At 69.8% G+C, this 24,328-nt stretch carries 25 protein-coding genes and 1 tRNA gene; 13 read left to right on the forward strand and 13 right to left on the reverse strand.

The genetic code is table 11. The features are described from left to right. Nucleotides 1-35 precede the first annotated feature (35 nt). From ABZV38_RS01495 to pdhA, 3 genes are read right to left on the reverse strand one after another with little or no spacing between them, the layout of a single operon-like run. Nucleotides 36-1,448: a dihydrolipoamide acetyltransferase family protein gene (locus ABZV38_RS01495; protein WP_356323325.1), complete on the reverse strand. Its 1,413-nt coding sequence runs from the start codon at nt 1,446-1,448 to the stop codon at nt 36-38. Beyond that, complete coding sequence (locus tag ABZV38_RS01500) at nt 1,448-2,476, reverse strand: alpha-ketoacid dehydrogenase subunit beta (protein ID WP_356323327.1); 1,029 nt, start codon at nt 2,474-2,476, stop codon at nt 1,448-1,450. The genes ABZV38_RS01495 and ABZV38_RS01500 overlap by 1 nt, the downstream gene beginning before the upstream one ends. Further along, entirely contained in the window at nt 2,473-3,636 is a 1,164-nt protein-coding gene (gene pdhA / locus ABZV38_RS01505; protein ID WP_356323329.1) for a pyruvate dehydrogenase (acetyl-transferring) E1 component subunit alpha, read from the reverse strand. Before pdhA ends, ABZV38_RS01500 begins: the two co-directional genes overlap by 4 nt. Nucleotides 3,637-3,900: 264 nt before the next feature. Here pdhA and ABZV38_RS01510 point away from each other — a divergent pair, with 264 nt between their 5' ends. After that, complete coding sequence (locus ABZV38_RS01510; RefSeq protein WP_356323476.1) at nt 3,901-4,407, forward strand: Lrp/AsnC family transcriptional regulator; 507 nt, start codon at nt 3,901-3,903, stop codon at nt 4,405-4,407. A 143-nt stretch (nt 4,408-4,550) separates the two neighbouring features. On the opposite strand, the gene ABZV38_RS01515 is transcribed toward ABZV38_RS01510, so the two are convergent. Next, nucleotides 4,551-5,144 carry a TetR/AcrR family transcriptional regulator gene (locus tag ABZV38_RS01515; protein WP_356323331.1) on the reverse strand — a complete coding sequence of 198 codons (594 nt, stop codon included), beginning with the start codon at nt 5,142-5,144 and terminating at the stop codon, nt 4,551-4,553. A 123-nt stretch (nt 5,145-5,267) separates the two neighbouring features. On the opposite strand from ABZV38_RS01515, the gene paaN reads away from it, so the two are divergent. Beyond that, complete coding sequence (paaN, locus tag ABZV38_RS01520; protein WP_356323333.1) at nt 5,268-6,968, forward strand: phenylacetic acid degradation protein PaaN; 1,701 nt, start codon at nt 5,268-5,270, stop codon at nt 6,966-6,968. A gap of 94 nt (nt 6,969-7,062) precedes the next feature. Here the strand turns inward: paaN and ABZV38_RS01525 are convergent, their stop codons facing one another. From ABZV38_RS01525 to ABZV38_RS01535, 3 genes are read right to left on the reverse strand one after another with little or no spacing between them, the layout of a single operon-like run. Continuing rightward, nucleotides 7,063-7,809 (reverse strand): TrmH family RNA methyltransferase, encoded by a 747-nt coding sequence (locus tag ABZV38_RS01525; protein ID WP_356323335.1) that lies wholly within the window; start codon nt 7,807-7,809, stop codon nt 7,063-7,065. After that, nucleotides 7,806-9,041 (reverse strand): HTTM domain-containing protein, encoded by a 1,236-nt coding sequence (locus ABZV38_RS01530; protein ID WP_356323337.1) that lies wholly within the window; start codon nt 9,039-9,041, stop codon nt 7,806-7,808. The genes ABZV38_RS01525 and ABZV38_RS01530 overlap by 4 nt, the downstream gene beginning before the upstream one ends. Further along, a complete protein-coding gene (locus ABZV38_RS01535) occupies nt 9,038-9,814 on the reverse strand; it encodes a DUF5819 family protein (protein WP_356323339.1) in 777 nt (258 codons plus the stop codon). Before ABZV38_RS01535 ends, ABZV38_RS01530 begins: the two co-directional genes overlap by 4 nt. Before the next feature lie 115 nt (nt 9,815-9,929). Here ABZV38_RS01535 and paaA point away from each other — a divergent pair, with 115 nt between their 5' ends. From paaA to ABZV38_RS01565, 6 genes are all read left to right on the forward strand, one after another. Next, complete coding sequence (gene paaA, locus ABZV38_RS01540) at nt 9,930-11,000, forward strand: 1,2-phenylacetyl-CoA epoxidase subunit PaaA (RefSeq protein WP_356323341.1); 1,071 nt, start codon at nt 9,930-9,932, stop codon at nt 10,998-11,000. Then, on the forward strand, nt 10,997-11,287 hold the full coding sequence (paaB, locus tag ABZV38_RS01545) for a 1,2-phenylacetyl-CoA epoxidase subunit PaaB (RefSeq protein ID WP_030972485.1): 291 nt from the start codon (nt 10,997-10,999) through the stop codon (nt 11,285-11,287). The genes paaA and paaB overlap by 4 nt, the downstream gene beginning before the upstream one ends. Continuing rightward, nucleotides 11,284-11,985, forward strand: coding sequence for a 1,2-phenylacetyl-CoA epoxidase subunit PaaC (gene paaC / locus ABZV38_RS01550; protein ID WP_356323343.1), 702 nt, complete (start codon nt 11,284-11,286; stop codon nt 11,983-11,985). The genes paaB and paaC overlap by 4 nt, the downstream gene beginning before the upstream one ends. After that, on the forward strand, nt 11,979-12,485 hold the full coding sequence (gene paaD / locus ABZV38_RS01555; protein ID WP_356323346.1) for a 1,2-phenylacetyl-CoA epoxidase subunit PaaD: 507 nt from the start codon (nt 11,979-11,981) through the stop codon (nt 12,483-12,485). Before paaC ends, paaD begins: the two co-directional genes overlap by 7 nt. Beyond that, the gene (locus tag ABZV38_RS01560) at nt 12,486-13,544 is read left to right on the forward strand and encodes a 2Fe-2S iron-sulfur cluster-binding protein (protein ID WP_356323348.1); all 1,059 of its coding nucleotides are present in this window, start codon (nt 12,486-12,488) and stop codon (nt 13,542-13,544) included. Between the two features lie 138 nt (nt 13,545-13,682). Continuing rightward, nucleotides 13,683-14,861, forward strand: coding sequence for an acyl-CoA dehydrogenase family protein (locus ABZV38_RS01565; protein ID WP_356323350.1), 1,179 nt, complete (start codon nt 13,683-13,685; stop codon nt 14,859-14,861). Nucleotides 14,862-14,911: 50 nt separating this feature from the next. On the opposite strand, the gene ABZV38_RS01570 is transcribed toward ABZV38_RS01565, so the two are convergent. From ABZV38_RS01570 to ABZV38_RS01585, 4 genes are all read right to left on the reverse strand, one after another. After that, complete coding sequence (locus ABZV38_RS01570) at nt 14,912-15,256, reverse strand: rhodanese-like domain-containing protein (RefSeq protein WP_356323352.1); 345 nt, start codon at nt 15,254-15,256, stop codon at nt 14,912-14,914. 59 nt (nt 15,257-15,315) lie between these two features. Further along, the gene (locus tag ABZV38_RS01575) at nt 15,316-16,224 is read right to left on the reverse strand and encodes a hypothetical protein (RefSeq protein WP_356323354.1); all 909 of its coding nucleotides are present in this window, start codon (nt 16,222-16,224) and stop codon (nt 15,316-15,318) included. Nucleotides 16,225-16,283: 59 nt separating this feature from the next. Further along, nucleotides 16,284-17,735: a DUF2252 domain-containing protein gene (locus tag ABZV38_RS01580; RefSeq protein WP_356323356.1), complete on the reverse strand. Its 1,452-nt coding sequence runs from the start codon at nt 17,733-17,735 to the stop codon at nt 16,284-16,286. A gap of 136 nt (nt 17,736-17,871) precedes the next feature. After that, nucleotides 17,872-19,032, reverse strand: coding sequence for a hypothetical protein (locus ABZV38_RS01585; RefSeq protein ID WP_356323358.1), 1,161 nt, complete (start codon nt 19,030-19,032; stop codon nt 17,872-17,874). Between the two features lie 78 nt (nt 19,033-19,110). On the opposite strand from ABZV38_RS01585, the gene ABZV38_RS01590 reads away from it, so the two are divergent. Next, entirely contained in the window at nt 19,111-19,578 is a 468-nt protein-coding gene (locus ABZV38_RS01590; protein WP_356323360.1) for a MarR family winged helix-turn-helix transcriptional regulator, read from the forward strand. A 24-nt stretch (nt 19,579-19,602) separates the two neighbouring features. Here ABZV38_RS01590 and ABZV38_RS01595 read toward each other — a convergent pair whose 3' ends face one another. Continuing rightward, nucleotides 19,603-19,947, reverse strand: coding sequence for a helix-turn-helix domain-containing protein (locus ABZV38_RS01595; RefSeq protein ID WP_356323362.1), 345 nt, complete (start codon nt 19,945-19,947; stop codon nt 19,603-19,605). A gap of 131 nt (nt 19,948-20,078) precedes the next feature. Between ABZV38_RS01595 and ABZV38_RS01600 the strand changes: the two genes are divergently transcribed. Continuing rightward, on the forward strand, nt 20,079-20,690 hold the full coding sequence (locus ABZV38_RS01600; RefSeq protein ID WP_356323364.1) for an NAD(P)H-dependent oxidoreductase: 612 nt from the start codon (nt 20,079-20,081) through the stop codon (nt 20,688-20,690). 180 nt (nt 20,691-20,870) lie between these two features. On the opposite strand, the gene ABZV38_RS01605 is transcribed toward ABZV38_RS01600, so the two are convergent. Further along, a tRNA-Leu gene (locus ABZV38_RS01605) sits at nt 20,871-20,953 on the reverse strand. 325 nt (nt 20,954-21,278) lie between these two features. Between ABZV38_RS01605 and ABZV38_RS01610 the strand changes: the two genes are divergently transcribed. From ABZV38_RS01610 to ABZV38_RS01620, 3 genes are all read left to right on the forward strand, one after another. Beyond that, entirely contained in the window at nt 21,279-22,154 is an 876-nt protein-coding gene (locus tag ABZV38_RS01610) for a DUF3662 and FHA domain-containing protein (RefSeq protein ID WP_356323366.1), read from the forward strand. Nucleotides 22,155-22,164: 10 nt separating this feature from the next. After that, a complete protein-coding gene (locus ABZV38_RS01615) occupies nt 22,165-22,680 on the forward strand; it encodes an FHA domain-containing protein (RefSeq protein WP_356323368.1) in 516 nt (171 codons plus the stop codon). A 129-nt stretch (nt 22,681-22,809) separates the two neighbouring features. Next, nucleotides 22,810-24,315, forward strand: coding sequence for a Stp1/IreP family PP2C-type Ser/Thr phosphatase (locus ABZV38_RS01620; RefSeq protein ID WP_356323370.1), 1,506 nt, complete (start codon nt 22,810-22,812; stop codon nt 24,313-24,315). Nucleotides 24,316-24,328 lie beyond the last annotated feature (13 nt).

Raw genomic sequence — 24,328 nt, forward strand, 5'->3', positions numbered from 1 at the left:
TGAACCTCCCCGTCCCCTTCCTCCTCGCCCTCCTCCTACAACGTGCGTAGCAGCAGAGCCGGTTGTTCCACACAGTCGGCCACGTACCGCAGGAAGCCGCCTGCCGTGCCGCCGTCGCAGACCCGGTGGTCGAAGGTCAGCGAGAGCTGGACGACCTGGCGCACGGCCAGCTCGCCCCGGTGCACCCACGGCTTGGGCACGATCCGGCCGACGCCCAGCATCGCCGCCTCGGGATGGTTGATGATCGGCGTCGAGCCGTCGACCCCGAACACCCCGTAGTTGTTCAGCGTGAACGTGCCGCCGGTCAGTTCCGCCGGGGTCAGCGTGCCCGTCCGGGCCGCCTCGGTCAGCCGACCGATCTCGGCGCCGATCGACTCCGCGTTACGGGACTGCGCATCCCGTACGACCGGGACGACCAGCCCTCGCTCGGTCTGGGCCGCGAAGCCGAGATGGACAGCGGGCAGCCGCACAATCTCCCGGGCCTCCAGGTCCACCGTGGAGTTGAGTTCGGGGAACCGGGCCAGGGCCGCCGTGCAGATACGGGCCAGCAGGGCGAGCACCGACACCTTGGGCCCCGCGGCCGGACCACCGGCGCCGTTCATCGCGGCTCTGGCTGCCATGAGCTCGGTGGCATCCGCGTCGACCCAGCACGTGGCATCGGGGATTTCGCGCCGACTGCGCGCCAGCTTGTCGGCGACCGCGCCCCGTACGCCGCGCAACGGAATCCGCTCCCCGGCAACCGAAGGCGACACCGGGGCCGCCCTCGAGACCGACACCGAGGCAGGGGCCGGAACCGACGGCTCCACCGTCGACCCCACCGTCCCGCTCGCCGCAGCCCTGATCGCGGATTCGACATCGGACCGCAGGATCAGCCCATCGCGCCCCGACCCCGTCAACTGCCGCAGATCGAGATCGTGCTGCCGCGCCAGCCTCCGTACCAGCGGAGAAACGACCGCCACGGGCCCCGACACCTCATCGGGAACCGGCAAAGGGACCGGTCCCCTGGCCGAAGCAGGAACCACCAGCGGCACCGTGTCAGGTTGCACCGCCGGCGCCGCGACAGCAGCCAAGATCGCCTCGGGCCGCACCCGCCGGCGGCGAGCCGCCGGTGCCCCCGTCCCGTACCCCACCAGCACATTGCCGGACGATTCGGCCCCCACGGCGCCCTTGCCGGAGAGATCCCCGGAAAGGTCACCCTCCGTGGACCCCACAGCCACCGTCAACAACGGTGCACCGACCGGAAGTTCCGTACCTTCCTCACCGAAGCGGGCGGTCACCACACCCCCGTACGGGCACGGCACCTCCACCATTGCCTTGGCCGTCTCGACCTCGACGACCGGCTGGTCGATGGCCACCACATCGCCGACCTCCACCAGCCAGCGGACGATCTCCGCCTCGGTCAGGCCCTCGCCCAGGTCGGGCAGCTTGAATTCGAGCACCTGCGGCATCAGCTCTCCGCCTCCCACTGCAGCCGCGCGACCGCATCGAGCACCCGGTCCACGCCCGGCAGATGGTGCCGCTCCAGCATCGGCGGCGGATACGGGATGTCGAACCCGGCAACCCGCAGCACCGGCGCCTCCAGGTGGTGGAAGCAGCGCTCGGTGATGCGAGCTGCGATCTCCCCACCGGGGCCGCCGAACCCGGACGACTCATGGACGACAACCGCGCGACCGGTACGCCGCACGGAAGCGGCAACCGTCTCGTCGTCGAACGGCACCAGCGAACGCAGGTCGACCACTTCGAGGTCCCAGCCCTCCTCGACGGCCGCCTCCGCGGCCTCCAGGCAGACCGGCAGGGACGGCCCGTACGTGATCAGCGTCGCGCTGCGCCCGGGACGGCGGACAACAGCCCGCCCGATCGGCTCGACCTCCACCGGTGCGTCCGGCGACCATGCCGCCTTCGACCAGTACAGCCGCTTCGGCTCCAGGAAGACCACCGGATCGTCGGAGGCGATCGAGGCCCGCAGCAGCCCGTACGCGTCGTCGACCGTGGCAGGCGTGACGACATGCAGGCCCGGCGTCGCCATGTAGTAGGCCTCCGAGGAGTCGCTGTGGTGCTCGACCCCGCCGATCCCGCCGCCGTACGGCACCCGCACCGTGATCGGCAGCGGCATGGCGCCCCCGGTCCGGTTCCGCATCTTGGCGACATGGCTGATGAGCTGCTCGAACGCCGGATAGGCGAACGCGTCGAACTGCATCTCCACCACGGGACGCAGCCCGTACATCGCCATGCCGACGGCCGCACCGAGGATGCCTGCCTCGGCAAGCGGCGTGTCTGTACAGCGGTCCTCGCCGAACTCCTTCGCCAGCCCGTCGGTGATCCGGAAGACCCCGCCGAGTGTGCCGACATCCTCGCCGAGAACGTGCACCGACGGGTCCTCGGCCATCGAGTCACGCAGCGCACGCCCGAGAGCCTGCGCCATGGTGGCCGGCTTGGCCCTCTCCGTCTGCTCGCCGGCCATCGCCGCCGTGGTCATCGGCCGTCCCCCGCACCACTCGTACCGTCCTGGCCCTGCTCGGCGTCCAGCTCCACCCGCAACCGGGCCGCCTGCTCCCGAAGCTGCGCGGTCTGTTCCGCATAGACATGGGCGAAGAGGTCCATCGGGTCGAGCACCGGATCGGCGTTCATCCGCTCGCGCAGCCCGGCTGCCATCCGCTCCGCAGCCGTGCGCGCCTCCTCGATACCGTCCTCGCCGAGCAGCCCGCGCGCGGTCAGCTCCCGCTCCAGAAGCTGGATCGGGTCGTGCGCCCGCCACGCCTCCACCTCGCTCTCGCCGCGGTAGCGCGTGGCGTCGTCGGCGTTCGTATGCGCGTCCATCCGGTACGTCACAGCCTCGACCAGGGTCGGACCGCCACCCGCACGAGCCCGCGCCACTGCCTCGCCCAGCACCTGGTGCACGGCGGCCGCGTCATTGCCGTCGACCAGCCGGCCCGGCATGCCGTACCCCACCGCCTTGTGTGCCAGCGACGGCGCCGCCGTCTGCTTGGCCAGGGGTACGGAGATCGCAAAGCCGTTGTTCTGCACCAGGAAGACCACCGGGGCCCGCCAGACGGCCGCGAAGTTCAGTGCCTCGTGAAAGTCGCCCTCGCTGGTCCCGCCGTCGCCGACCATGGCGAGCGCCACCACGTCGTCCCCCTTGAGCCGTGCCGCGTGGGCCAGACCCACGGCGTGCGGCAGCTGGGTGGCGAGCGGGGTGCAGAGCGGGGCGATGCGGTGCTCGCGCGGGTCGTAACCGGTGTGCCGGTCGCCGCGCAGCAAAGTCAGTGCCTCGACCGGGTCGAGGCCGCGCGCCACCGCCGCGAGGGTGTCGCGGTAGCTGGGGAAGAGCCAGTCGCGCTCCTCCAGCACCAGCGCCGCCGCTATCTCGCAGGCCTCCTGTCCGGTGCTGGACGGGTAGACGGCCAGCCGGCCCTGCTTGGTGAGGGCGGTGGCCTGGGCGTTGTACCGCCGACCGCGCACCAGCTCGGCGTAGAGCCGCAGCAGCAGCTCGGGGTCTGCGTCGGCCACGGCGTCCGTACCGAGCACGCGGTACGGCTCGGGGTCCGGGAGCAGCGGCGCGGGGTCGGTGAGCGGCTTCCAGGCCGGGGGCGGCGTGGGCCGGTAGGCGGCCGCGCCGGGCAGCTCTTGGACCGTCATGACAAGCACCTCCTGGCATCGAGGGATATCGAGCAGCGTCTGGCGATATCGAGGGGTCGCCCGATATCGAGGGGTGGCTGAATGTGTCGAAATGTCGAGCACTGTCCGAGGCGCGGATGTGGTGTGCCTCACCTACCGATTGTTCGGTCGCGAGCGCATTTTGGCTACAGGCACTGTCAGCCTGTGGACAAACGGTTCTCCACAGCCTGGGATAGGGACAGGTCGTCCAAGGCAGGGAGGCGCGGGGACATGGCAGCTGAACAAATGGCCGACGGGGCCGCGGACCCCGGCCAGGTTCCGCCCGCGCGCCCGCTCGATTCCATCGACCGCGACATCCTCCGACTGCTCCAGACGGACGGCCGTGCCTCGATACGGTCGGTGGCCGACCGCGTCCATGTGTCGCGCGCCAACGCCTACTCCCGGATCAACCGGCTCATCGACGACGGAGTGATCCGCGGCTTCAGCGCGCGCGTGAACCATGAGCGGGCGGGGCAGGGCGCGTCCGCGTACATCACGCTCAAGATCGTCCAGAACTCCTGGCGGACAGTGCGCGAGCAGCTCCAGGCACTGCCGGGGGCGACGCACATTGCGCTGGTCAGCGGCGACTTCGACGTACTGCTGCTGGTACACACCCCGGACAACCGGTCGCTGCGCGAGCTGGTTCTGACCAGGATCCAGGCGATTCCGGAGGTGCTCTCCACCCGGACGCTTCTGGTGTTCGAGGAGACCGACCTGGCCCCGGGCCCGGACCGCCCCACCGAACTCACCTAGCGGGAATCACACATCCTCGCCCCTGCCACCACCGGCCGGCGACACGGCGGCGAGCGTCACGGCAGCGCACCGGAACACTGGCACCCGCAGGACGACAGCCATGGAGCATGGAGGGACGTCTGGGCCTTCCGGCCGTGGGCGGTTCAGCGGCTGGAGCGCATGCCCTCGAACGCCAGCTGAACGACCATGTCCGCCAGCTGCTCCCCCTCGGCGCCGCCGCCCGGCTGCGGGCGGTACCACTCCACCAGAGAGTTGACCATCCCGAAGAGCAGCCTCGTCGCCAGCCGTATGTCCACGTCGGAGCGGAGATCACCGTCCGCGACCGCCGCCTTCAGCAGCTCGGCCACCCGCTGGTCGAATTCGCGACGCCGCTCCAGGGCCCAGCGCTCGGCCGTCGTATTGCCCCGCACGCGCAGCAGCAGCGTGACGTAGGGCAGTTCGGCTATCAGCACCTCGACGGTACGGCGAGTGACGTATTCGACGCGCTCGATCGCGCGCCCCCGCGTCGCCCCCGACTCGTCGAGAATCCCGAAGAGCCCGTCCAGCGCCCGGCTGACCGCCCGCCGGAGAAGCTCTTCCTTGCCCGCGACATGGTGGTAGATGGACGACTTGGAGATGCCCGCCGCCTTGGACAGGTGCTCCATGGAGGTGCCGTCGTAACCGCGCTCGTTGAAGACACGGACGGCGACGGTGAGCAGAGTCTCCGGGGTGTACGTGTCCCGCTTGGCCGTGGTCATGTCCGCGATCCTCCCCTACGAGTTGTCCACAGGTTCCGTGGGCCCCCTTGTCCCGACCGATCGTTCGGTTACTCTAACTCTGTCCGCCCGTCCCTGCCCAGCTCGAAGAGGAGTTGGTCCGTCATGGCCGCCGAGCTCTCCCCGCAACTGCTGTCCGAGAAGCACCGCCCCACGCTCGACAAAGCCCTCGACGCGATCCGTACGCGCGCCTACTGGTCCCCGCATCCCGAGCACCCGAAGGCGTACGGCGACGGCGGCGCCCCGGGCAGCCTGGGCGCTGCCGAGGGCAAGGCCGCCTTCGACGCCCTGCTGCACACCCGGCTCGACCTCGGGCAGCCGGGCACCGACGGCTGGACGGGCGGGGAGGTCTCTCCCTACGGTCCGGAGCTCGGCGTCGAATATCCGCACGCCGAGCTGGACGTGCTGCTCCCGGCGATGCGTGCGGGGATGGCTGCCTGGCGCGAGGCGGGGCCCGAGACCAGGGCCCTGGTCTGTCTGGAGATCCTGGCGCGGATCAGCGCCCGCACCCATGAGTTCGGCCACGCCGTGATGCACACGAGCGGGCAGGCCTTCATGATGGCGTTCCAGGCGGGCGGCCCGCACGCCCAGGACCGCGGCCTGGAAGCGGTCACGTATGCATACGAGGAGCAGATCCGCACCCCGCGGACAGCGGACTGGTCCAAGCCTCAGGGCAAGCGCGACCCGCTCCAGCTGCACAAGTCGTTCATCGCGGCGGGCCGCGGCATCGCGCTGCTGATCGGATGCAACACCTTCCCCACGTGGAACGGCTATCCGGGCCTCTTCGCCTCCCTCGCCACCGGCAACCCCGTCCTGGTGAAGCCGCATCCGCGCGCCGTACTTCCCCTGGCACTCACAGTGCAGGTGGCCCGCGAGGTGCTGGGCGACGCGGGCTTCGACCCCAACCTGGTCTGTCTGGCCGCCGAGCGGCCGGGCGAGGGCATCGCCAAGACCCTGGCGGTCCGCCCCGAGATCAGGATCATCGACTACACCGGTTCCACTGCCTTCGGCGACTGGCTGGAGGCCAACGCCCGCCAGGCCCAGGTCTACACGGAAAAGGCCGGGGTCAACACGATCGTGGTCGACTCCACCGACGACTACCGGGGCATGCTGGCCAATCTGGCGTTCTCCCTCTCCCTGTACAGCGGCCAGATGTGCACCACCCCGCAGAACCTGCTGATCCCCCGCGCCGGCATCACGACCGATGCCGGCGACAAGACGTACGACGAGGTGGTCGCTGACATCGCCGCCTCGGTCACCGGCCTGCTCGGAGACGACGCCCGCGCCAACGCGCTGCTCGGTGCGCTGGTCAACCCGGAAGTTAAGGCCCGCCTGGAGGCGGCGGCCGGACTGGGCGAAGTCGCGCTGGCATCGCGTGAGGTGGCCAACCCGGAGTTCCCGGACGCGGTGGTCCGCACCCCCGTCGTCGTCAAGCTCGACGGCACCAAGCCGGACGACGAGGCGGCCTATCTGTCGGAGTGCTTCGGACCGGTCGCTTTCGCGGTCGCGGTCGACTCGACGGCGGACGCGGTGGAGCTGCTGCGCCGCACGATCCGTGACAAGGGTGCGATGACGGTCGGCGCGTACACGACCTCGCCGGACGTGGAGCGCGCGGTGGAGGACGTCTGCCTGGACGAGTCGGCTCAGCTCTCGCTGAACCTGACGGGCGGGGTGTACGTCAACCAGACGGCGGCCTTCTCCGACTTCCACGGCTCGGGCGGCAACCCTGCGGCGAACGCCGCCCTGTGTGACGGAGCATTCGTGTCGAACCGCTTCCGCATGGTGGAGGTCCGCCGCCAGGCCTAGCAAAGGCCCGCATTTCAGTCCCTCCGGCGTTTGGGGCGCAGGAGCAGGAGTCAGGGGGGCAGGCAGAGCCCCCTGACTCCGGTGCCCCCGCCCTTCAGACCCCGGCCTCCGGGATATCGGCGTACCGCTGCACCCAGGCATGCATGGCAATGGCCGCCGCAGCCCCCGCATTGATCGACCGCGTCGAGCCGAACTGCGCGATCGAGCAGACCATCGCCACGCGCTTGCGGGCCTCTTCCGTCAGCCCCGGCCCTTCCTGCCCGAAGAGCAGCACACACCGGCGCGGCAGCTCGGTCCGCTCCAGCGGCACCGCCCCTGGCAGATTGTCGATCCCGATGATCGGCAGCCCCTCGGCTGCCGCCCAGGCGGTCAGATCCGCCGTGTCGGGGTGGTGCCGGACATGCTGGTACCGGTCGGTGACCATCGCACCGCGCCGGTTCCAGCGCCGCCGGCCCACGATGTGGATCTCCTTGGCGAGGAAAGCGTTCGCGGTGCGCACCACCGACCCGATATTGAAGTCGTGGCCCCAGTTCTCCACGGCCACATGGAAGTCGTGCCGTCGCAGATCCAGATCGGCGACGATCGCCTCACGCGTCCAGTAGCGGTACTCGTCGCCGACATTGCGCCGGTCGCCGTGGGCGAGCAGTTCGGGGTCGTACCGCTCGCCCTCGGGCCAGGGCAGCGCATGCGGCCCGACACCGATCTCCGCCCCGAACCCGTCGTCGTACTGCATCGGCTCCACGGACGGCTCACCCGCGGCAAGGGCTGCGCTCGACGGATCCTCGCTGCTGGGACTGCTGCTACTGCTGGTACGGCCGGTGCTGCCGGTATCGCTGCTCACCCGACGAGCGTATGGCCACCGGTTCCGCTGTGCTGCGGGGCCTCCTCCTCGCCGCTGCGCCGCTGCTCGGGCACCCGGCCCGCGGGCGAGAACAGCAGCTGTCGCCCGAGCGTCACCCGGCCGCCCAGCCAGACCAGGAAGACCGTCGGCAGGAAGACGGCGTCGGCGGCGATCATCGCCATGGAGAAGAAGGGCAGACCCAGCAGCAGGGCAATGCCGGCGTGCTCGCACATCATGGCGACGAGCAGGACGTTCTTGACGCGCCGGTTGAAGAGGGTGAAGGGGAAGGCGACCTGCACGATGACGGTGCCGTAGGTCAGCATCATGACCATCACACCGTTGGACGCGAGGATGTCCGACAGAGCGGGCCAGGGCGTGAAGTAGTCGAGCTTGAGCGGGTAGTACAGCGCCGTGCCGTCCTGCCACCGCGACCCCTGGACCTTGTACCAGCCCGCGGTCGCGTAGATCAGACAGACCTCGGCCATGATCACGACGAGCGTGGCATTGTGGACCAGGTTGGCGATCACATCGAGCAGAGCGCGCGGTTCGCTCTGCGGTGCGTAACGGTTCACGGCCCACCAGGCCCCGTGGCCGATCCACAGCACCCAGAAGACGGTCGGCAGCCACCAGGTGCCGCCGAAGCCGTCGGTCACCGAGCCCGCCACGAGGACCAGGCCGAGCACCGCCCAGAGGACCGTCCCGGCCACATTCCGCACCGGCCGACTGTCGCCCGCCCCCTCAGGGGACACTCCCCGCGCCGCTCTCCGCGCGTCCAGCGACCAGACCTGCCCACAGCGAGTCAGCACCAGATAGATCGCCATCAGATGGATGACGTTGTCGCCACCGTCGCCCAGGAAAATGCTGCGGTTCTGCAGCGAGAGCACACCGACCATGAACAGGACGGACATGGCGCGGGTATGCCAGCCGACCATCAGCAGCGCGGCGGACAGCAGAGCGACCACGTAGACGATCTCGAACCAGACCGTACTGTCCGACCACATGAGCGCGGAGAAGGCTTCGTTGCCCGATATGAGCTGCTTCCCCATGTCCCAGCCCCACGGGGAGTCGGGGCCGTACATCTCGTGGCGGTGCGGCAGCTCGCGCAGCAGGAACAGCAGATAGGTGGTGGAGAAACCGATCCGGATGACAGCGCTCTGGTACGGGCCGAGGGCCGAGGACGTGATGCGCTGGACCCCGCGGGCGAGCCTGCGGTCGGGGGAAGACGTGCTCACTTGTCCGCCTCCTTGGCGTTCTGGGGGAGGTCGGCGGGGGTGACGGTCCACCACGGCAGCACCCGGTAGTTCGGCCGGGTACTGATCTTCTCCGTACTCCACGGCGGCGCCGCGACGGAGCGCGTCTCGGAACGGACCTGGATGCGCTCGACCGTGCCGCCGTAGTCGTGCTCACTCAAGCGGAACATCACGATGCGGCGGATGTAGCGCTCGGAGAGCTCGCCGCGCAGGCCGTTCGGACGGTTCTCGATGTCGTGGGAATTGACGTAGAAGTCCCAGCCACGGCGGAGCTCGTTCTGATGGACGTGGCTGGGGAGGAGATTGCCGCGTATCGCCTTGCCGTCCTCCCCGGAGAGGCTCATCCAGGGAGTGGTACGGCGTCCGTCGGCGCCGGCTATCTCGGCCCGGACGTGCACGGCGACGTTCTGCTGGAGCGGATTGGGCGCGAAGAGCTTCCAGTTCTGTTCGAACTCGGGATAGACCCAGTCGTCGACCGCTTTGCCGTGCTGCTTGGTCAGGGTGTTGGACGGGGCGACGTGCAGAAACACCATGGCCAGGTGGGTGCAGGCGATCAGCCCGATGATCGACAGCGCGACGGCGGCAGCGATCTGGTACGGAAGAGACAGGCCGGAAATTCCGGCACGGAGCGGCGCGGGCGCTGCGCCGGAACCAGCGTCCCGGCCGGTGTCGAACGGCGCGTCCTCGCCGCGCTCCTTCCCTGGCCCGACGCTTCCGTCCCCGCCTCCGGCACCCCTGTCGTCGTACGAATCCATCCCGCCCCGATCCCCGTCGATCCCCGGTCAGTTATCCACAGGGTTGACACCCTACGGGCCGCCGACCCACCATTGAAGTCATTGAACCGAACGATCGGTCGGTAGGGAGCCCGGGATGGCGGCAGTGACTGCGGACCAGACAGCGCAGGCGAAGGCGCAAGGGATGGCACAGGCGACAGCAGGTGGCCCTGACGGGGCTGACGGGGCCCAGTTGGCCGCGTTCGACGCCGCGGTGGCCGCTGACGAACGCATCGAGCCGCGCGACTGGATGCCGGACGCCTACCGGGCCTCGCTGGTCAGGCAAATGGCCCAGCACGCCCACTCCGAAATCATCGGCATGCAGCCCGAGGCCAACTGGATCAGCCGCGCCCCCTCGCTGCGCCGCAAGGCGATCCTGATGGCCAAGGTGCAGGACGAGGCAGGGCACGGGCTGTATCTCTACAGCGCGGCAGAGACCCTCGGGACTAGCCGCGAGGAGCTGCTCGACAAGCTCCACGCGGGCCGCCAAAGGTATTCGTCGATCTTCAATTACCCCACGCTGACCTGGGCGGATGTCGGCGCAATCGGCTGGCTGGTGGACGGGGCCGCCATCACCAACCAGGTGCCGCTGTGCCGCTGCTCGTACGGGCCGTACGCCCGGGCCATGGTCCGCATCTGCAAGGAGGAATCCTTCCACCAGCGCCAGGGGTACGAGCTGCTGCTCGTCCTCGGCCGCGGCACCCCGGCGCAGCGCGAGATGGCCCAGGACGCGGTGAACCGCTGGTGGTGGCCGTCCCTGATGATGTTCGGCCCGCCGGACGACGCGTCGGCACACTCGGCGCAGTCGATGACCTGGAAGATCAAGCGGCACTCGAACGACGAGCTGCGGCAGCGGTTCGTCGACATCTGCGTCCCGCAGGCCGAGGCGCTGGGGCTCACCCTCCCGGACCCGGACCTCCGGTGGAACGAGGAGCGTGGACACCACGACTTCGGGGCGATCGACTGGACGGAGTTCCAGGAGGTCCTGAAGGGCAACGGCCCGTGCAACGAACAGCGCCTCACCCAGCGGCGCCGGGCACACGAAGAGGGCGCCTGGGTCCGGGACGCGGCAGCCGCGTACGCGGTGAAGCACCGCACAGACAGCCCTCGGGCGCAGACGCACCACGCAGAAAAGCACACCACACCGACCGCGGAGGCGACGGCATGAGCAGCTCGACGGACTGGCCGCTGTGGGAGGTGTTCGTGCGGTCGCGGCGCGGCCTCTCCCACACGCACGCGGGGAGCCTGCACGCCCCCGACGCCGAGATGGCCCTGCGCAACGCCCGCGATCTGTACACGCGCCGTTCCGAGGGCGTCTCCATCTGGGTGGTGCCGTCCACGGAGATCACAGCCTCCTCGCCGGACGAGAAGGACTCGTTCTTCGAACCGGCCGGCGACAAGCCCTACCGGCACCCGACGTTCTACGAGATCCCGGAAGGGGTGAAGCACCTGTGACCGCGGCCCTCGCCCTCGGCGACGACGCGCTGGTGCTGTCGCACCGGCTGGGGGAGTGGGCGGGCCATGCGCCCGTGCTGGAGGAGGAGGTGGCCCTCGCCAACATCGCCCTGGATCTGCTGGGGCAGGCCCGGGTGCTGCTCTCGCTCGCAGGGGACGAGGACGAGCTGGCGTTCCTGCGCGAGGAGCGGGCGTTCCGCAACGTCCAGCTGGTCGAGCAGCCCAACGGCGACTTCGCGCACACCATCGCCCGTCAGCTCTACTTCTCCGTCTATCAGCGGGGTTTGTACGAGCAGTTGGCAGCCGGTGAGGGAGCATTCGCCGGGCTGGCGGCGAAGGCCGTCAAGGAGGTCGCCTACCACCAGGACCACGCCGAGCACTGGACGCTGCGGCTCGGCGACGGCACGGCGGAGAGCCATCAGCGGATGCAGCACGGGGTGGACGCCTTGTGGCGGTTCACCGGTGAGCTGTTCCAGCCGGTCGAGGGCGTGGAGATCGACTGGCAGTCGCTGCAGAACAGCTGGCTGACGACGGTCACCGGCGTGCTGGAGCAGGCCACGCTGACCGTACCGGCCGGCCCGCAGTCCGGGGCCTGGACAGCCGGGGCGGGACGGCAGGGCATCCACACGGAACCCTTCGGCCGGATGCTCGCCGAAATGCAGCATCTGCACCGCAGCCACCCGGGAGCGTCATGGTGACCGGGACACTGCTGGAGGAGGAGGTGCGCAGGCTCGCCGGGTCTGTGCCCGACCCCGAGCTGCCCGTCCTCACCCTGGAGGAGCTGGGCGTGCTCCGCGGGGTGGAGGTGCTCGCCCCCGGCAAGGTCACGGTCCGCCTCACCCCGACGTACACCGGCTGCCCGGCGATCGAGGCCATGTCCACCGACATCGAGCAGGTGCTGCACGACCACGGGATACCGGAGGTCTCCGTCGTCACCGTCCTCGCACCGGCCTGGTCGACGGACGACATCAGCGCGGAAGGGCGGCGCAAGCTCGCCGAATTCGGCATAGCGCCGCCGCGCCCGCACGACGCCGCCGGCGCGTCCGGCGGTCCGGTGTCGCTCACCCTCTCCGTGCGCTGCCCGCACTGCGGCTCCACGGACACGGAGTTGCTGAGCCGGTTCTCCTCCACCGCCTGCAAGGCGCTGCGCCGCTGCGTGAGCTGCCGCGAACCGTTCGACCACTTCAAGGAGTTGTAGATGTTCCATCCGCTCCGGGTCCGCGCGATCGAGCGGCTGACCGACGACTCGGTGGCCGTCACCTTCACGGTGCCGGCCGAGTTGCGCGAGACCTTCCGCCACAAGCCCGGCCAGCATCTCAACGTGCGCTACACGGTCGACGGCGAGGAGATCCGGCGTTCGTACTCGATCTGCGCCCCGGCCGCCGAGGCGCCCGCCGATCCGGCGCTGCGGGTAGGCATCCGGCTGGTCGACGGCGGCGCGTTCTCCACGTACGCCCTCAAGGAGCTCGCCGTCGGCGACCAAGTCGAAGCGATGCCTCCGATGGGACGCTTCGTGCTCACGCCGCGCGCCGGGCATCTTGCGGCGATCGTCGGCGGCAGCGGCATCACCCCGGTGCTGTCGATCGCGTCGACACTGCTGGCGCGAGAACCCGAGGCGCGGTTCTGTCTGATCCGGAGCGACCGGACCGCGGCCTCAACGATGTTCCTGGACGAGGTCGCCGACCTCAAGGACCGCTACCCGGACCGCTTCCAGCTGGTGACGGTGCTCTCCCGCGAGGAGCAGCAGGCCGGTCTGCCGTCCGGCCGGCTCGACCGGGAGCGGCTGACCGGGCTGCTGCCCGCGCTCCTCTCGGTGGGAGAGGTGGACGGCTGGTATCTGTGCGGGCCGTTCGGACTGGTCCTGGCAGCGGAAGGCGCGCTGCACAGCCTCGGCGTCGACCGGGCCCGTATCCACCAGGAGATCTTCCACGTCGACGATGGACCGGCCGCGGCCGCCCGCGCCCGGGTCGAGGCACCCGCACACAGCACACTCACCGCGACACTGGACGGCCGCTCGGGCAACTGGCCGGTTCAGGACGGCGAATCACTGCTGGAGACGGTGTTGCGCAGCCGTGCCGACGCGCCCTACGCCTGCAAGGGCGGGGTGTGCGGGACGTGCAGAGCCTTCCTGGTCTCCGGCGAGGTCCGGATGGACCGCAACTTCGCACTGGAACCGGAAGAGACGGGGGCGGGTTACGTGCTGGCCTGCCAGTCGCATCCGGTCACACCGGAGGTGGAGCTCGACTTCGACCGCTGACACCTCCGGATCCCCCAGCCCGCCGCCCTCACCTCCTGCCCACTCCCGCTCCACTGTTCCCTTCTTGTAGAACCTGTTCTATCTTGACGACCCGTCAGGTCCGAGTACGAGCGCAGCGGTTCGCAGGAGGCCAGGGCAGTGGACTTCACCTTCACCGAGGAGCAGCAGGCAGCCGTAGAGGCAGCGAGGGCGGTCTTCTCCGGCGTCGAGCCCGACGGAGTGCCCAGCCCCGCTCTCACCCCGGGCGCGGTGGCCGAGGACATCGACCGCCCCCTCTGGGCCAGGCTGGCCGCAGGCGACCTGCTGAGCCTGACGCTGGCGGCGGAACACGGAGGGGCCGGGCTCGATCCGGTCGCGCTCTGCCTGGTCCTGCGGGAGTCGGCCAAGGTGCTCGCCCGGGTGCCGCTGCTGGAGACCTGCGCGGTCGCGATGGCGCTCCAGCGCGATGGCGACCCCGTCCTGACCGCCGAGCTGCTGCCCCGCGTCGGCCGGGGCGAGCTGGTCCTCACCGTCGGGGCCAACGGCCGCACCGGCCACGACTCGGCCGAACTCGCCGTCACCGCCCGCCGGGACGACACCGGGAAGAACGACCGGTCCAGCAGCAACGGCGGCAGCGACAGTTCGGCCTGGGTGCTCGACGGGGTGCAGTCAGGCGTGCCGTGGGCCCAGTCCGCGGACTGGATCGCCGTACCCGCCCACACAGCCGACGGCCGCGCCGTCCTGGCCCTGGTACGCCGCACCGACGAAGGCGTCACACTGGCCGAACAGGTCTCCACCAGCGGCGAGTTGCTCGCCGAGGTCCAGCTCGACGGCGTGCGGGTCGAGGACCGCGCGCTGATCAACGTCCCGGGAGCCTGGGAGTGGCTGCGCTCCCTGCTCACCACCGGAACCTGCGCGCTCGCGCTGGGACTTGGCGAGGCCGTGCTGGCCATGACGAGCGAATACACGGGAAAGCGCGAGCAGTTCGGATTTCCCGTCGCGACGTTCCAGTCCGTCGCCGTCCAGGCCGCCGACCGGTACATCGACCTGCGGGCCATGGAAGTGACCCTCTGGCAGGCGGCCTGGCGGATCTCCACGGGTACAGCCGGCGCGCTCCCCGTCGCGGGCGATATCGCCGTGGCGAAGATCTGGGCCTCGGACGGCGTCCGCCGGATCGTGCAGACGGCGCAGCATCTGCACGGCGGGTTCGGTGCGGACACCGACTACCCGCTGCACCGCTTCCACGCCTGGGCGAAGCAGATCGAACTCTCGCTCGGCCCGGCGGCGGCACATGAGGAAGCCCTGGGAGACCTGCTGGCCGCTCATCCCCTCGGCTGAGAACCACGAGCCCGGGACCGGACGAGGCGGACCGGACGAGACTCCGGCCGTCAGAGAACGAAGGCGGGGGTGCCGCTGTCGGTGACCATCGGACGCCCGGCACCGTCCCAGGCCAGCATCCCGCCGTCGACGTTCACGGCGTCGATTCCCTGCTGCACCAGGTACTGAGTGACCTGGGCGGACCGGCCACCGACCCGGCACATCACGTGCACGCGCCGGCCGTCCTCGGCCGCTTCGGTCAGCTCACCGAAGCGGCCGACGAAGTCACTCATCGGAATATGCAGGGCACCTTCGACATGCCCGGCGGCCCACTCGTCGCTCTCCCGGACGTCCAGCACCAGGCCGTCCGACGGCACCGCCGCGACATCCACCGAGGGCAGCGGAGCGAAATTCATGGGTCAGGCCTTCTCTCGTACGTATGCTCCGGAGTCACGCTCCAGAGTCACCAGAAACGCTACTGCACCAGCCCCGCAAGCTCCGCCTCGCGCTGCGAGACCTCACCCAGCAGCTGCTCGGCGATCTCGTCGAGCAGCCGGTCCGGATCCTCGGGTGCCATCCGCAGCATGGCCCCGATCGCGCTCTCCTCCAGCTCCTGGGCGAGCACCGTCAGCAGCTCCTTGCGCTGGGTCAGCCAGTCCAGCCGGGCGTAGAGCTCCTCGCTCTCGCTGAGCTCCGCCCGCTGCGTGGCCGGTCCGGCAGCCCACTCCTGCGCCAGCTCCTTCAGCAGCGCCTCGTCCCCGCGCCCGTAGGCGGCATTGACGCGCGTGATGAACTCGTCCCGGCGCGCCCGCTCCTTCTCGTCCTGGGCCAGATCCGGGTGGGCCTTGCGCGCCAGCTCGCGGTAGAGCTTGCGCGCCTCCTCGGTCGGCCGGACCCGCTTGGGCGGCCGGACCGGCTGCTCGGTCAGCATTGCCGCCGCCTCGGGGGACAGCCCATCGGAGTCGATCCAGTCGTGGAAGAGCTCCTCGACACCGGGCATCGGCATCACGAGTGCCCGCGCCTCCTGCGCCTTGCGCAGGTCCTCGGGGTCACCGGTCCTGACGGCCCGGGCCTCCGCGATCTGCGCATCGAGCTCGTCGAGGCGGGCGTACATCGGGCCGAGCTTCTGGTGGTGCAGCCGGGAGAAGTTCTCGACCTCGACCCGGAAGGTCTCCACCGCGATCTCGAACTCGATCAGCGCCTGCTCCGCCACCCGCACGGCCTTCGCCAGCCGGGCCTCGGGACGCGCACCATCGGCAGCACCGCCGGCGTCGGCATCCGCACCCGCGTCGGTCCTGCGGCCAGGCTGCTCGTGCTGCCGGTCGTTGTCCTGCCGGTCATCGTCGTTCCGGGTGGTCGGCACCCCGGCGGCTTCGTGGGTCACCCGTCCAGCGTATGGCCCCGCCCCGCGCCCCGAGGACGCGCGGTCGGCGGAACCGCGCCTCACACCCCGAGCTCGGCCGCTATTCGCCCCGAACCGACGGCCCGCACCAGCTCCGCATGGTCCGCCTCCGTACGGTCCGCGTAGGTCACCGCGAAGCCCGCCATCGCCTCGTCGAGCTCGTCGTTCTTCCCGCAGTACCCCGCGATCAGCCGCGGGTCGGCACTGTGCGCATGGGCCCGCGCCAGCAGCGCACCCGTCATCCGCCCGTAGTCGTCGACCTGGTCGGCCGTGAGGGCCACCGGGTCGACACTGCCCTTGCGGTTCCGGAACTGCCGCACCTGGAACTGCCGGCCGTCCACGGTCGCCCAGCCCAGCAGAATGTCGCTGACGACCTGCATCCGCTTCTGCCCGAGGACCACCCGACGTCCCTCGTGCGCCACCTCCGGCATGTCGAACCCGACGGCCGGCAGATACGGCGCCAGCGCGGACGGCCGCGCCTCCTTGACCTGCAGCACCAGCGGCTCGCCCCGGTGGTCGAGCAGCAGCACCACGTACGACCGGGTACCGACGCTCCCTGTGCCGACCACCCGGAACGCCACATCGTGGATCGCATACCGGGCGAGCAGCGGCACCCGGTCCGGCGAGATCGTGCCCACGTAGTCGCCGAGCCCCGCTGCCACCGCAGCGGCCTCCGCATCCGGCACCCGCCGCAGCACCGGCGGTGCGTCGACGAAGCGGCGCCCGCCGTCCTCGGACTCCTCCGTGGACTTGGCCGCGAAGCGTGCACTGGTGTTGTTACGGGCCTTCTGCGAGACCCGCTCCAGCGTGCCGAGCAGATCCCGCGCATCCGTGTGCGAGACGAGCTCCTCGTCGGCGATGGCATTCCAGGCATCGAGAGCGGGCAGTTTGGCCAGCAGTCGCATCGTCCGCCGGTACGCACCCACCGTGTCGTACGCGCCCTGACGGCAGGTGTCCTCGTCCGCCCCGGCCTCGCGCCCCGCGAGCACCATCGACGTGGCGAGCCGCTTCAGATCCCACTCCCACGGGCCGAACACGGTCTCGTCGAAGTCGTTCAGATCGATGACCAGGCTGCCCCGCGCATCGCCGTACAGCCCGAAGTTGGCCGCATGCGCATCGCCGCAGAGCTGAGCGCCCACCCCCGTCACGGGTGTGCCCATCAGGTCATGGGCCATCAGCCCGGCCGAACCTCGCAGAAACGCGAACGGCGTGGCAGCCATCCGCCCCACCCGGATCGGCGCGAGGCCGGGAACGCGGCCCCGGCTCGACTCCTCGACCGCCTGCACCGCGTCGGGTCGGCCGACCGGAAGGACAAGGGAGTCGTGCGAGGCCCTGGGCACCCGGTCCCGCAACGCCTTGCCCGCCTCTCGGGGCAACTGCGGCGCACTCTGCTCCGCCACGGCCGCGCGCCGCGCGAACCCGGGCACAGCCGGAATGCGCGGCCGACCCGTCACAGTCCGCTGCACCGGCATCGTCGCCTCGAACTGATCCATGGCACGCAGCCTCCCCCGCCCTCGACCGGCGTCCTTGTCCAACATCAACTGGCGACGACGGTACCGCCGTCCGCCAACAGGCGTCTGCCCCTGTGGAAAACCGGGGCAGAAGCCTGTGGACAACTCCCTGTCCTGGTCAGACGCCGACGATCTCCTCGAGCTCTTCCTCCAGCTCCTCGCCCGACTCGGCCCCGGACCGGCGCTCGGGCTCGGACAGGCCCCCCACCCCGGAACGGCTCTCAGCCACCGACCGGCTCTCCGCCCCGGCCCGGTGCCGGGACCCGACCGCACCCGGAGCATGCGCGGTGGCACTCCGCCGCTTGGCCTCGGCCAGCCCGGCCACGCCCATCACGGCCAGCCCCGCCACGAACCACAGCGCGAGCACCAGCACATGTCCGCCGAGCGCGTACCCGCCGAAGTACACATGGCTGCGCACACCCTCGACGAAGCCGGCACCGTTCCAGAAGGCATGCAGCGAACCGAAGAACCCGGGCTGCAGTTCGGGCCGGAAGATGCCGCCGGAGCTGGTGAAGTTGAGCATCACGAACAGCACCATCACGCCGAGCGTCGTCCACCGCTTCAGGAATGTGTGCAGCCCGACACCGACCAGCAGGATGCCCGCCGAGTAGAGCCACGTCATCGCCCAGACACCACCGAGCCCGTGATCCACCAGCCCGAACAGCGGCCCCGCGAACGCCGCTCCGATCGCACTCACCACCAGCGACGCGCCGACGACCAGCGCGGCCCTGATCCGCAGCGCCAGCGCCGCACCCGCGCCACCGATCACCGCGACCGATGCGTACGACCCGATGCTCACCGCGACAAGCAGGAAGAAGATCCCCTGGCCGGTCGGATCGCCGTCCGCGGTCGGCGCCGTGTCCGTCACCTTCAGCGGATCGCCCTTCGCGGCCGCCACCTTCGTGAAGACCTTCTCGACCACCGTGGCGCTGGTGTCCGAGGAGGCCGTGGCCACGAGCAGTTCGGGGTGCTTCCCCGGCAGGTAGGCACCGTAGCTCTGTTGTGTCCTGAGGTGGTTCATCGCAGTGGCCCGATCGGCGACGGTACGCACGCTCAGCGCCCCGTCACCCTTGTCCTGCAGCGTCTGCGCGAGCACCTGGGCCCGCGGCCCCGACCCCACCACGTCCACCCGCAGGTCGTGCGGTTCCGGTGCGTGGAACGCCCCCAGGTAGGCGAGTCCCATACCGATGCACATCAGCAGCGGCGTGACGAGATGGCTCAGCACATGACGCAGGACGCCTGCGGTGGAGCCGGCGGCGGCACTCGGCCCTGTGGACATCGGGGACTCCAATGGTTGGCTTTTACAACTCCTCTATCTGTTGTACTATACAACTGACATTTTAGGAAGGTGAGCTCCGTGACAGGCACCCCACGGGAACGCGAAGAGGCACTGGATGTCATTCAGCGGGAATTGACCGCGTTCGCACGCCGAGCGCGCGCCGCCGCAGCCCGACTTCATCCGGAGCTGCCCCTGGTCTCGTACACGCTGCTGGCACACATCGACGACCAGCACGGCTGCCGCGCAACAGACCTGGCAGCGCACTACATGCTGGACAAGTCGACGGTCAGCCGGCAGATCGGCGCCCTGGAGAAACTGGGCCTGGTCGAACGCCACCCGGACCCCGAGGACCATCGCATCCAGGTGCTGCATCCCACCGAGGCCGGAACCCTGGCCCTGGCCTCGACGCAGGCCAGCCGCCGCGCGGCCTATCAGGAGCGCCTCGCGGAGTGGACGGCGGACGATCTGGACCGGTTCGCGGAGTACTTGCTGCGCTACAACTCGTCGGGCGGGACGACCGCCCCGGACTCACCCCAACAGCCGTAGCCGCAGCCACAGAGGCTGCAGCCGCTAGCAGCCGCCGCCGTCGGCGAGGTAGGTCTCCGACCAGAGCGCCAGCTCCTTGAGCGCGGGCTCCATCGCGGCGCCCGCCTGCGTCAAGCGGTACGAGACCCGCAGCGGCGGCCCCTCGTCGACCTCCCGGACCACCAGCCCGGCCGCACCGAGCTCGGACAGCCGGTCGGAGAGCATGCGCTCACTGATACCCGGGATCGCCCGCCGCAGATCGGCGAAGTGCACCGGATGCTGCATAAGCACGGAGACGATCGGGCCCGTCCAGCGCTTCCCGAACAGCTCGAAAACGCGCGTGATGCCCACGTCGACCCGCCGACACGCCTGCTCGCTGTGGTCCGCCATACACCTAGGGTACTGCGTCGCCGTGCGGGACTTACGAAAAGTAAGGGCCTATGCTATTACTAGGTACGCACGAAAAAGATGCCCCCCCCTATCCGGCCGGGCACCATCCCTAGATATCCGTGGAGACCCCCATGGCCACGCTCCTGCACCTCGACTCCGCCGTCTTCCCCCAGGGCTCGGCATCGCGCGAGGTCACCGCCGCCTTCGTCCAGACGTGGCGCGAGCAGCACCCCGACGGCCAGGTCGTCTACCGCGACCTCGCCGCGAACCCGCTGCCCCACCTGGACGCCGCCGCGGCCGCCGCCGGCACCGAGGACCCGCTGCGCAGCGAGCTCGCCGCCGAACTGGCAGCGGCGGACGCCGTCCTGATCGGTGCGCCGATGTACAACTTCAGCATTCCGTCGACCCTGAAGGCCTGGCTCGACCAGGTGATCATCGTCGGCCACAACGCAGGCCCCGACAGCCACGTGGCGGGCACCCCCATCACCGTCGTCGCCAGCCGCGGTGGTTCGTACGCCCCCGGCACGCCGCGCGCGGACTCCGAGTTCGTCCAGAACTACTTGGAGAAGCTGCTGACGAGCATGTTCGGTGCCGAGGTCGACTTCATCGTTCCGGAGCTGACGCTGGCTCACTCCCAGCCGGCGATGGCCGAGCTCGTTCCCCTCGCCGAGGCCTCCCGCGCCAAGGCGTTCACCGACGCCGCGGACAAGGCCAAGGCCCTCGCCGCCCGCCTCGCGGCCTGAGCCACGCAATGAAGGGCCGGGGCTCGCGGAGCAGTCGACCTCCGCGGGCCCCGGCCCTTCGTCATGCTCGTACACCCACTGGAACACACCGAATCGGGCGTTTCACGTGAAACAACGCACTGAATCCGTCGGGGAACGAAGAAGCCCCACAGACCGTTGGCCTGTGGGGCTTCTCTCTTGTGCGCGAGGGGGGATTTGAACCCCCACGTCCCTAAGGACACTGGCACCTGAAGCCAGCGCGTCTGCCGTTCCGCCACTCGCGCATGAGTGGTGTTTTCAGACTCTCTCACCTGTTGGTGTGAGCGCCTGGCGACATCCGGAAGATTAGCACGCTGGACAGGGTGGATTCACATCCGTTGTTTCGCAGACGGACGCAGAACGAATGACGGACAGCGGGAACGCGCGACGACCGCCCCCACTCCTCCTCAGTGCACCCTGGGTGCGGGACACTGTCAGGAGGCCACCTCTACGATCCATGTGAGAGGTGACACTCATCCACAGGGCAGACAAGGGGAACCAGCCGATTTCCCGACGCGTGGATACGATCAGTAAGCAGTTCAGGAACGAGAACACCGGAGGAGGTGCCCCATGGGAGTCATGAAGCGTTTCGAGCAGCGTCTCGAAGGTCTGGTCAACGGCACCTTCGCCAAGGTGTTCAAGTCCGAGGTCCAGCCGGTCGAGATCGCGGGCGCCCTCCAGCGCGAGTGCGACAACAACGCAACAATCTGGAACCGCGAGCGGACCGTCGTTCCCAATGACTTCATCGTCGAGCTCAGCGCCCCGGACTACGAGCGCCTCAGCCCGTACTCCGGCCAACTCGGCGACGAGCTCTCCGGCCTGGTCCGGGACTACGCCAAGCAGCAGCGCTACACCTTCATGGGACCCATCAAGGTCCACCTGGAGAAGGCCGACGACCTCGACACCGGGCTCTATCGCGTACGGAGCCGCACCCTCGCGTCGAGCTCGTCGCAGCAGGGCCAGCAGGATCCTCAGGGCCACCTGAGCCAGTCCGGCCACCCGGGCCATGGGCGGTCCGCCGCCCCCCAGCCCACAGGCGGCTACGGCTACCCGCCCAGCTCCGTCCCGCCCATGCCCGCGGCCCCGCCGCCGGGCGGCGGCCGTCCCGGAGCAACCACCACCGACCGGCGCCCGCCGGCCGCGCCCGGCCCCATGCCGAGCGCGCAGGTGCGACGCTGGATCGAGATCAACGGCACCCGCCATCAGATCTCCCGCCCGACGCTGGTGCTGGGACGCAGCACCGAAGCCGACGTGCGGATCGACGACCCCGGCGTATCCCGCCGGCACTGTGAGATCCGGACCGGAACGCCCTCGACGATCCAGGATCTCGGGTCTACCAACGGCATCGTGGTAGACGGGCAGCACACAACCCGCGCTACGCTCCGCGACGGCTCGCGGATCGTCGTGGGCAGCACCACCATCGTTTACCGGCAAGCCGAAGGGTGAAGCGGGGGCAATGTCAGAGCTGACCCTGACGGTCATGCGGCTAGGTTTCCTGGCTGTTCTGTGGCTGTTCGTGATCGTGGCCGTCCAGGTCATCCGCAGCGACCTGTTCGGAACGCGCGTCACGCAGCGTGGCTCACGCCGCACTGCGAGCGACGCACGTCCGCAACAGGCACGCCAATCCGCCGCGGCACCGCCGCAGCAACGCCAGCAGCCCGGCCGCCAGCGCCGGGGGGCACCCACAAAGCTGGTCGTCTCCGAGGGCACCCTCACCGGGACCACGGTGGCGCTCCAGGGGCAGACCATCACCCTGGGACGGGCCCACGATTCAACGATCGTGCTGGACGACGACTACGCGTCAAGCAGGCATGCCAGGATCTACCCCGACCGTGACGGCCAGTGGATCGTCGAGGATCTCGGGTCCACCAACGGCACGTATCTCGACCGGACCCGTCTCACCACCCCGACGCCTGTTCCGCTGGGCGCGCCGATCCGGATCGGCAAGACCGTCATCGAGCTGCGGAAGTAGTACGACAATGAGCGAGCGGAGCGAGCGAGCCGCGGCCGTCCGGGCAACGGACCCGGCCCGGCTCCCGACCGGAGGGTGGGCAGTGTGGCTCGAGACCGGCTGTACCCCGAGCCGACGGGCGAGGTGCGCATGAGTCTGTCCCTGCGCTTCGCCGCCGGATCGCACAAGGGCATGATCCGGGAGGGCAACGAGGACTCCGGCTATGCCGGTCCGCGCCTTCTCGCCATCGCCGACGGCATGGGCGGTCAGGCGGCCGGTGAGGTCGCCAGCTCCGAGGTGATCTCCACGCTCGTCCAGCTCGACGACGACGTGCCCGGTTCGGACATCCTCACGTCGCTCGGTACAGCGGTCCAGCGGGCCAACGACCAACTGCGCATGATGGTCGAGGAGGACCCCCAGCTGGAGGGCATGGGCACCACGCTCACCGCTCTGCTCTGGACCGGTCAGCGCCTCGGTCTGGTCCACGTCGGCGACTCCCGCGCGTACCTGCTGCGCGACGGCGTACTCACCCAGATCACTCAGGACCACACCTGGGTGCAGCGGTTGGTCGACGAGGGCCGGATCACCGAGGAAGAAGCGACCACCCACCCGCAGCGCTCCCTGCTGATGCGCGCGCTGGGCAGCGGTGACCACGTCGAACCCGACCTCTCCATCCGTGAAGTCCGAGCCGGCGACCGCTATTTGATCTGCTCCGACGGCCTCTCCGGCGTGGTCTCGCACCAGACGATGGAAGAGACCCTCGCCAGCTACCAGGGCCCGCAGGAGACCATCCAGGAGCTCATCCAGCTCGCCCTGCGCGGCGGCGGCCCGGACAACATCACCTGCATCGTCGCCGACGTCCTCGACGTCGACAGCAACGACACCCTGGCCGGGCAGCTCAACGACACCCCGGTCATCGTCGGCGCGGTCGCCGAGAACCAGGCCGCCCAGCTGAACGACGGCGGCGCGATGGAGACCCCCGCCGGACGCGCGGCCGGTCTCGGCCGTCCCGTCCCGCCGCCCACGGGCGGCTTCGGCCCGCCCGGCAGTGGTGACGGCCTCGGCTACGGCGGAATGCCGGACGGCTCCTTCGACGCGTACACCGACGACGACTTCATCAAGCCCGGCGGCGGCCGCAAGTGGCTGAAGAGGTCCCTGTACATCGTGCTCGCGCTGGCCGTCATCGGCGGCGGTGTGTACGGCGGTTACCGCTGGACCCAGAACCAGTTCTACGTGGGCGCCAAGAACGAACACGTCGCGCTGTTCCGCGGCATCAGCCAGGACCTCGCGTGGGTCTCGCTCTCGAAGGTCGAGAAGGACCACCCCGAGATCGAACTCAAGTACCTCCCGCCCTACCAGCGCAAGCAGGTCGAGGCGACCATCGCCGAGGGCAACTTGGCGGACGCCCGCGAGAAGATCAACGAGCTCTCGACGCAGGTATCCGCCTGCAAGAAGGACGCGCAGCGCCGCGCGGCCGAGGCGGAGAGCAACGCCCGCACCGGTGAGGGCGAAGCCGGCGGCACGGGCTCGGAGGGCACCAAGACATCCGCCCGATCCGACGCCACCAAGACCAAGCCGACCACAGCGACTCCCACTCCCGGCCCCAGCCTCTCGGAGGAAGAGAAGAAGCTGGTCCCGCAGTGCGGTAAGCAGTAAGCCGTAGGGGAGC

It is taken from the genome of Streptomyces sp. NPDC005181 (assembly GCF_040608395.1).
GTDB lineage: Bacteria > Actinomycetota > Actinomycetes > Streptomycetales > Streptomycetaceae > Streptomyces.

What these genes read in the sequence shown, in the direction of transcription:
- ABZV38_RS01615 (WP_356323368.1), top strand. Translation starts at nt 22,165, where the DNA reads ATGTCAGAGCTGACCCTGACGGTCATGCGGCTAGGTTTCCTGGCTGTT.
- ABZV38_RS01510 (WP_356323476.1), top strand. Translation starts at nt 3,901, where the DNA reads ATGGCCGACGGGGCCGCGGACCCCGGCCAGGTTCCGCCCGCGCGCCCG.
- ABZV38_RS01500 (WP_356323327.1), bottom strand. Translation starts at nt 2,476, where the DNA reads ATGACCACGGCGGCGATGGCCGGCGAGCAGACGGAGAGGGCCAAGCCG.
- pdhA (WP_356323329.1), bottom strand. Translation starts at nt 3,636, where the DNA reads ATGACGGTCCAAGAGCTGCCCGGCGCGGCCGCCTACCGGCCCACGCCG.
- ABZV38_RS01610 (WP_356323366.1), top strand. Translation starts at nt 21,279, where the DNA reads ATGGGAGTCATGAAGCGTTTCGAGCAGCGTCTCGAAGGTCTGGTCAAC.
- ABZV38_RS01580 (WP_356323356.1), bottom strand. Translation starts at nt 17,735, where the DNA reads ATGGATCAGTTCGAGGCGACGATGCCGGTGCAGCGGACTGTGACGGGT.
- ABZV38_RS01620 (WP_356323370.1), top strand. Translation starts at nt 22,810, where the DNA reads ATGAGTCTGTCCCTGCGCTTCGCCGCCGGATCGCACAAGGGCATGATC.
- paaD (WP_356323346.1), top strand. Translation starts at nt 11,979, where the DNA reads ATGGTGACCGGGACACTGCTGGAGGAGGAGGTGCGCAGGCTCGCCGGG.
- paaB (WP_030972485.1), top strand. Translation starts at nt 10,997, where the DNA reads ATGAGCAGCTCGACGGACTGGCCGCTGTGGGAGGTGTTCGTGCGGTCG.
- paaN (WP_356323333.1), top strand. Translation starts at nt 5,268, where the DNA reads ATGGCCGCCGAGCTCTCCCCGCAACTGCTGTCCGAGAAGCACCGCCCC.
- ABZV38_RS01495 (WP_356323325.1), bottom strand. Translation starts at nt 1,448, where the DNA reads ATGCCGCAGGTGCTCGAATTCAAGCTGCCCGACCTGGGCGAGGGCCTG.
- ABZV38_RS01595 (WP_356323362.1), bottom strand. Translation starts at nt 19,947, where the DNA reads ATGGCGGACCACAGCGAGCAGGCGTGTCGGCGGGTCGACGTGGGCATC.
- ABZV38_RS01535 (WP_356323339.1), bottom strand. Translation starts at nt 9,814, where the DNA reads ATGGATTCGTACGACGACAGGGGTGCCGGAGGCGGGGACGGAAGCGTC.
- ABZV38_RS01560 (WP_356323348.1), top strand. Translation starts at nt 12,486, where the DNA reads ATGTTCCATCCGCTCCGGGTCCGCGCGATCGAGCGGCTGACCGACGAC.
- ABZV38_RS01585 (WP_356323358.1), bottom strand. Translation starts at nt 19,032, where the DNA reads ATGTCCACAGGGCCGAGTGCCGCCGCCGGCTCCACCGCAGGCGTCCTG.
- ABZV38_RS01600 (WP_356323364.1), top strand. Translation starts at nt 20,079, where the DNA reads ATGGCCACGCTCCTGCACCTCGACTCCGCCGTCTTCCCCCAGGGCTCG.
- paaA (WP_356323341.1), top strand. Translation starts at nt 9,930, where the DNA reads ATGGCGGCAGTGACTGCGGACCAGACAGCGCAGGCGAAGGCGCAAGGG.
- ABZV38_RS01515 (WP_356323331.1), bottom strand. Translation starts at nt 5,144, where the DNA reads ATGACCACGGCCAAGCGGGACACGTACACCCCGGAGACTCTGCTCACC.
- ABZV38_RS01570 (WP_356323352.1), bottom strand. Translation starts at nt 15,256, where the DNA reads ATGAATTTCGCTCCGCTGCCCTCGGTGGATGTCGCGGCGGTGCCGTCG.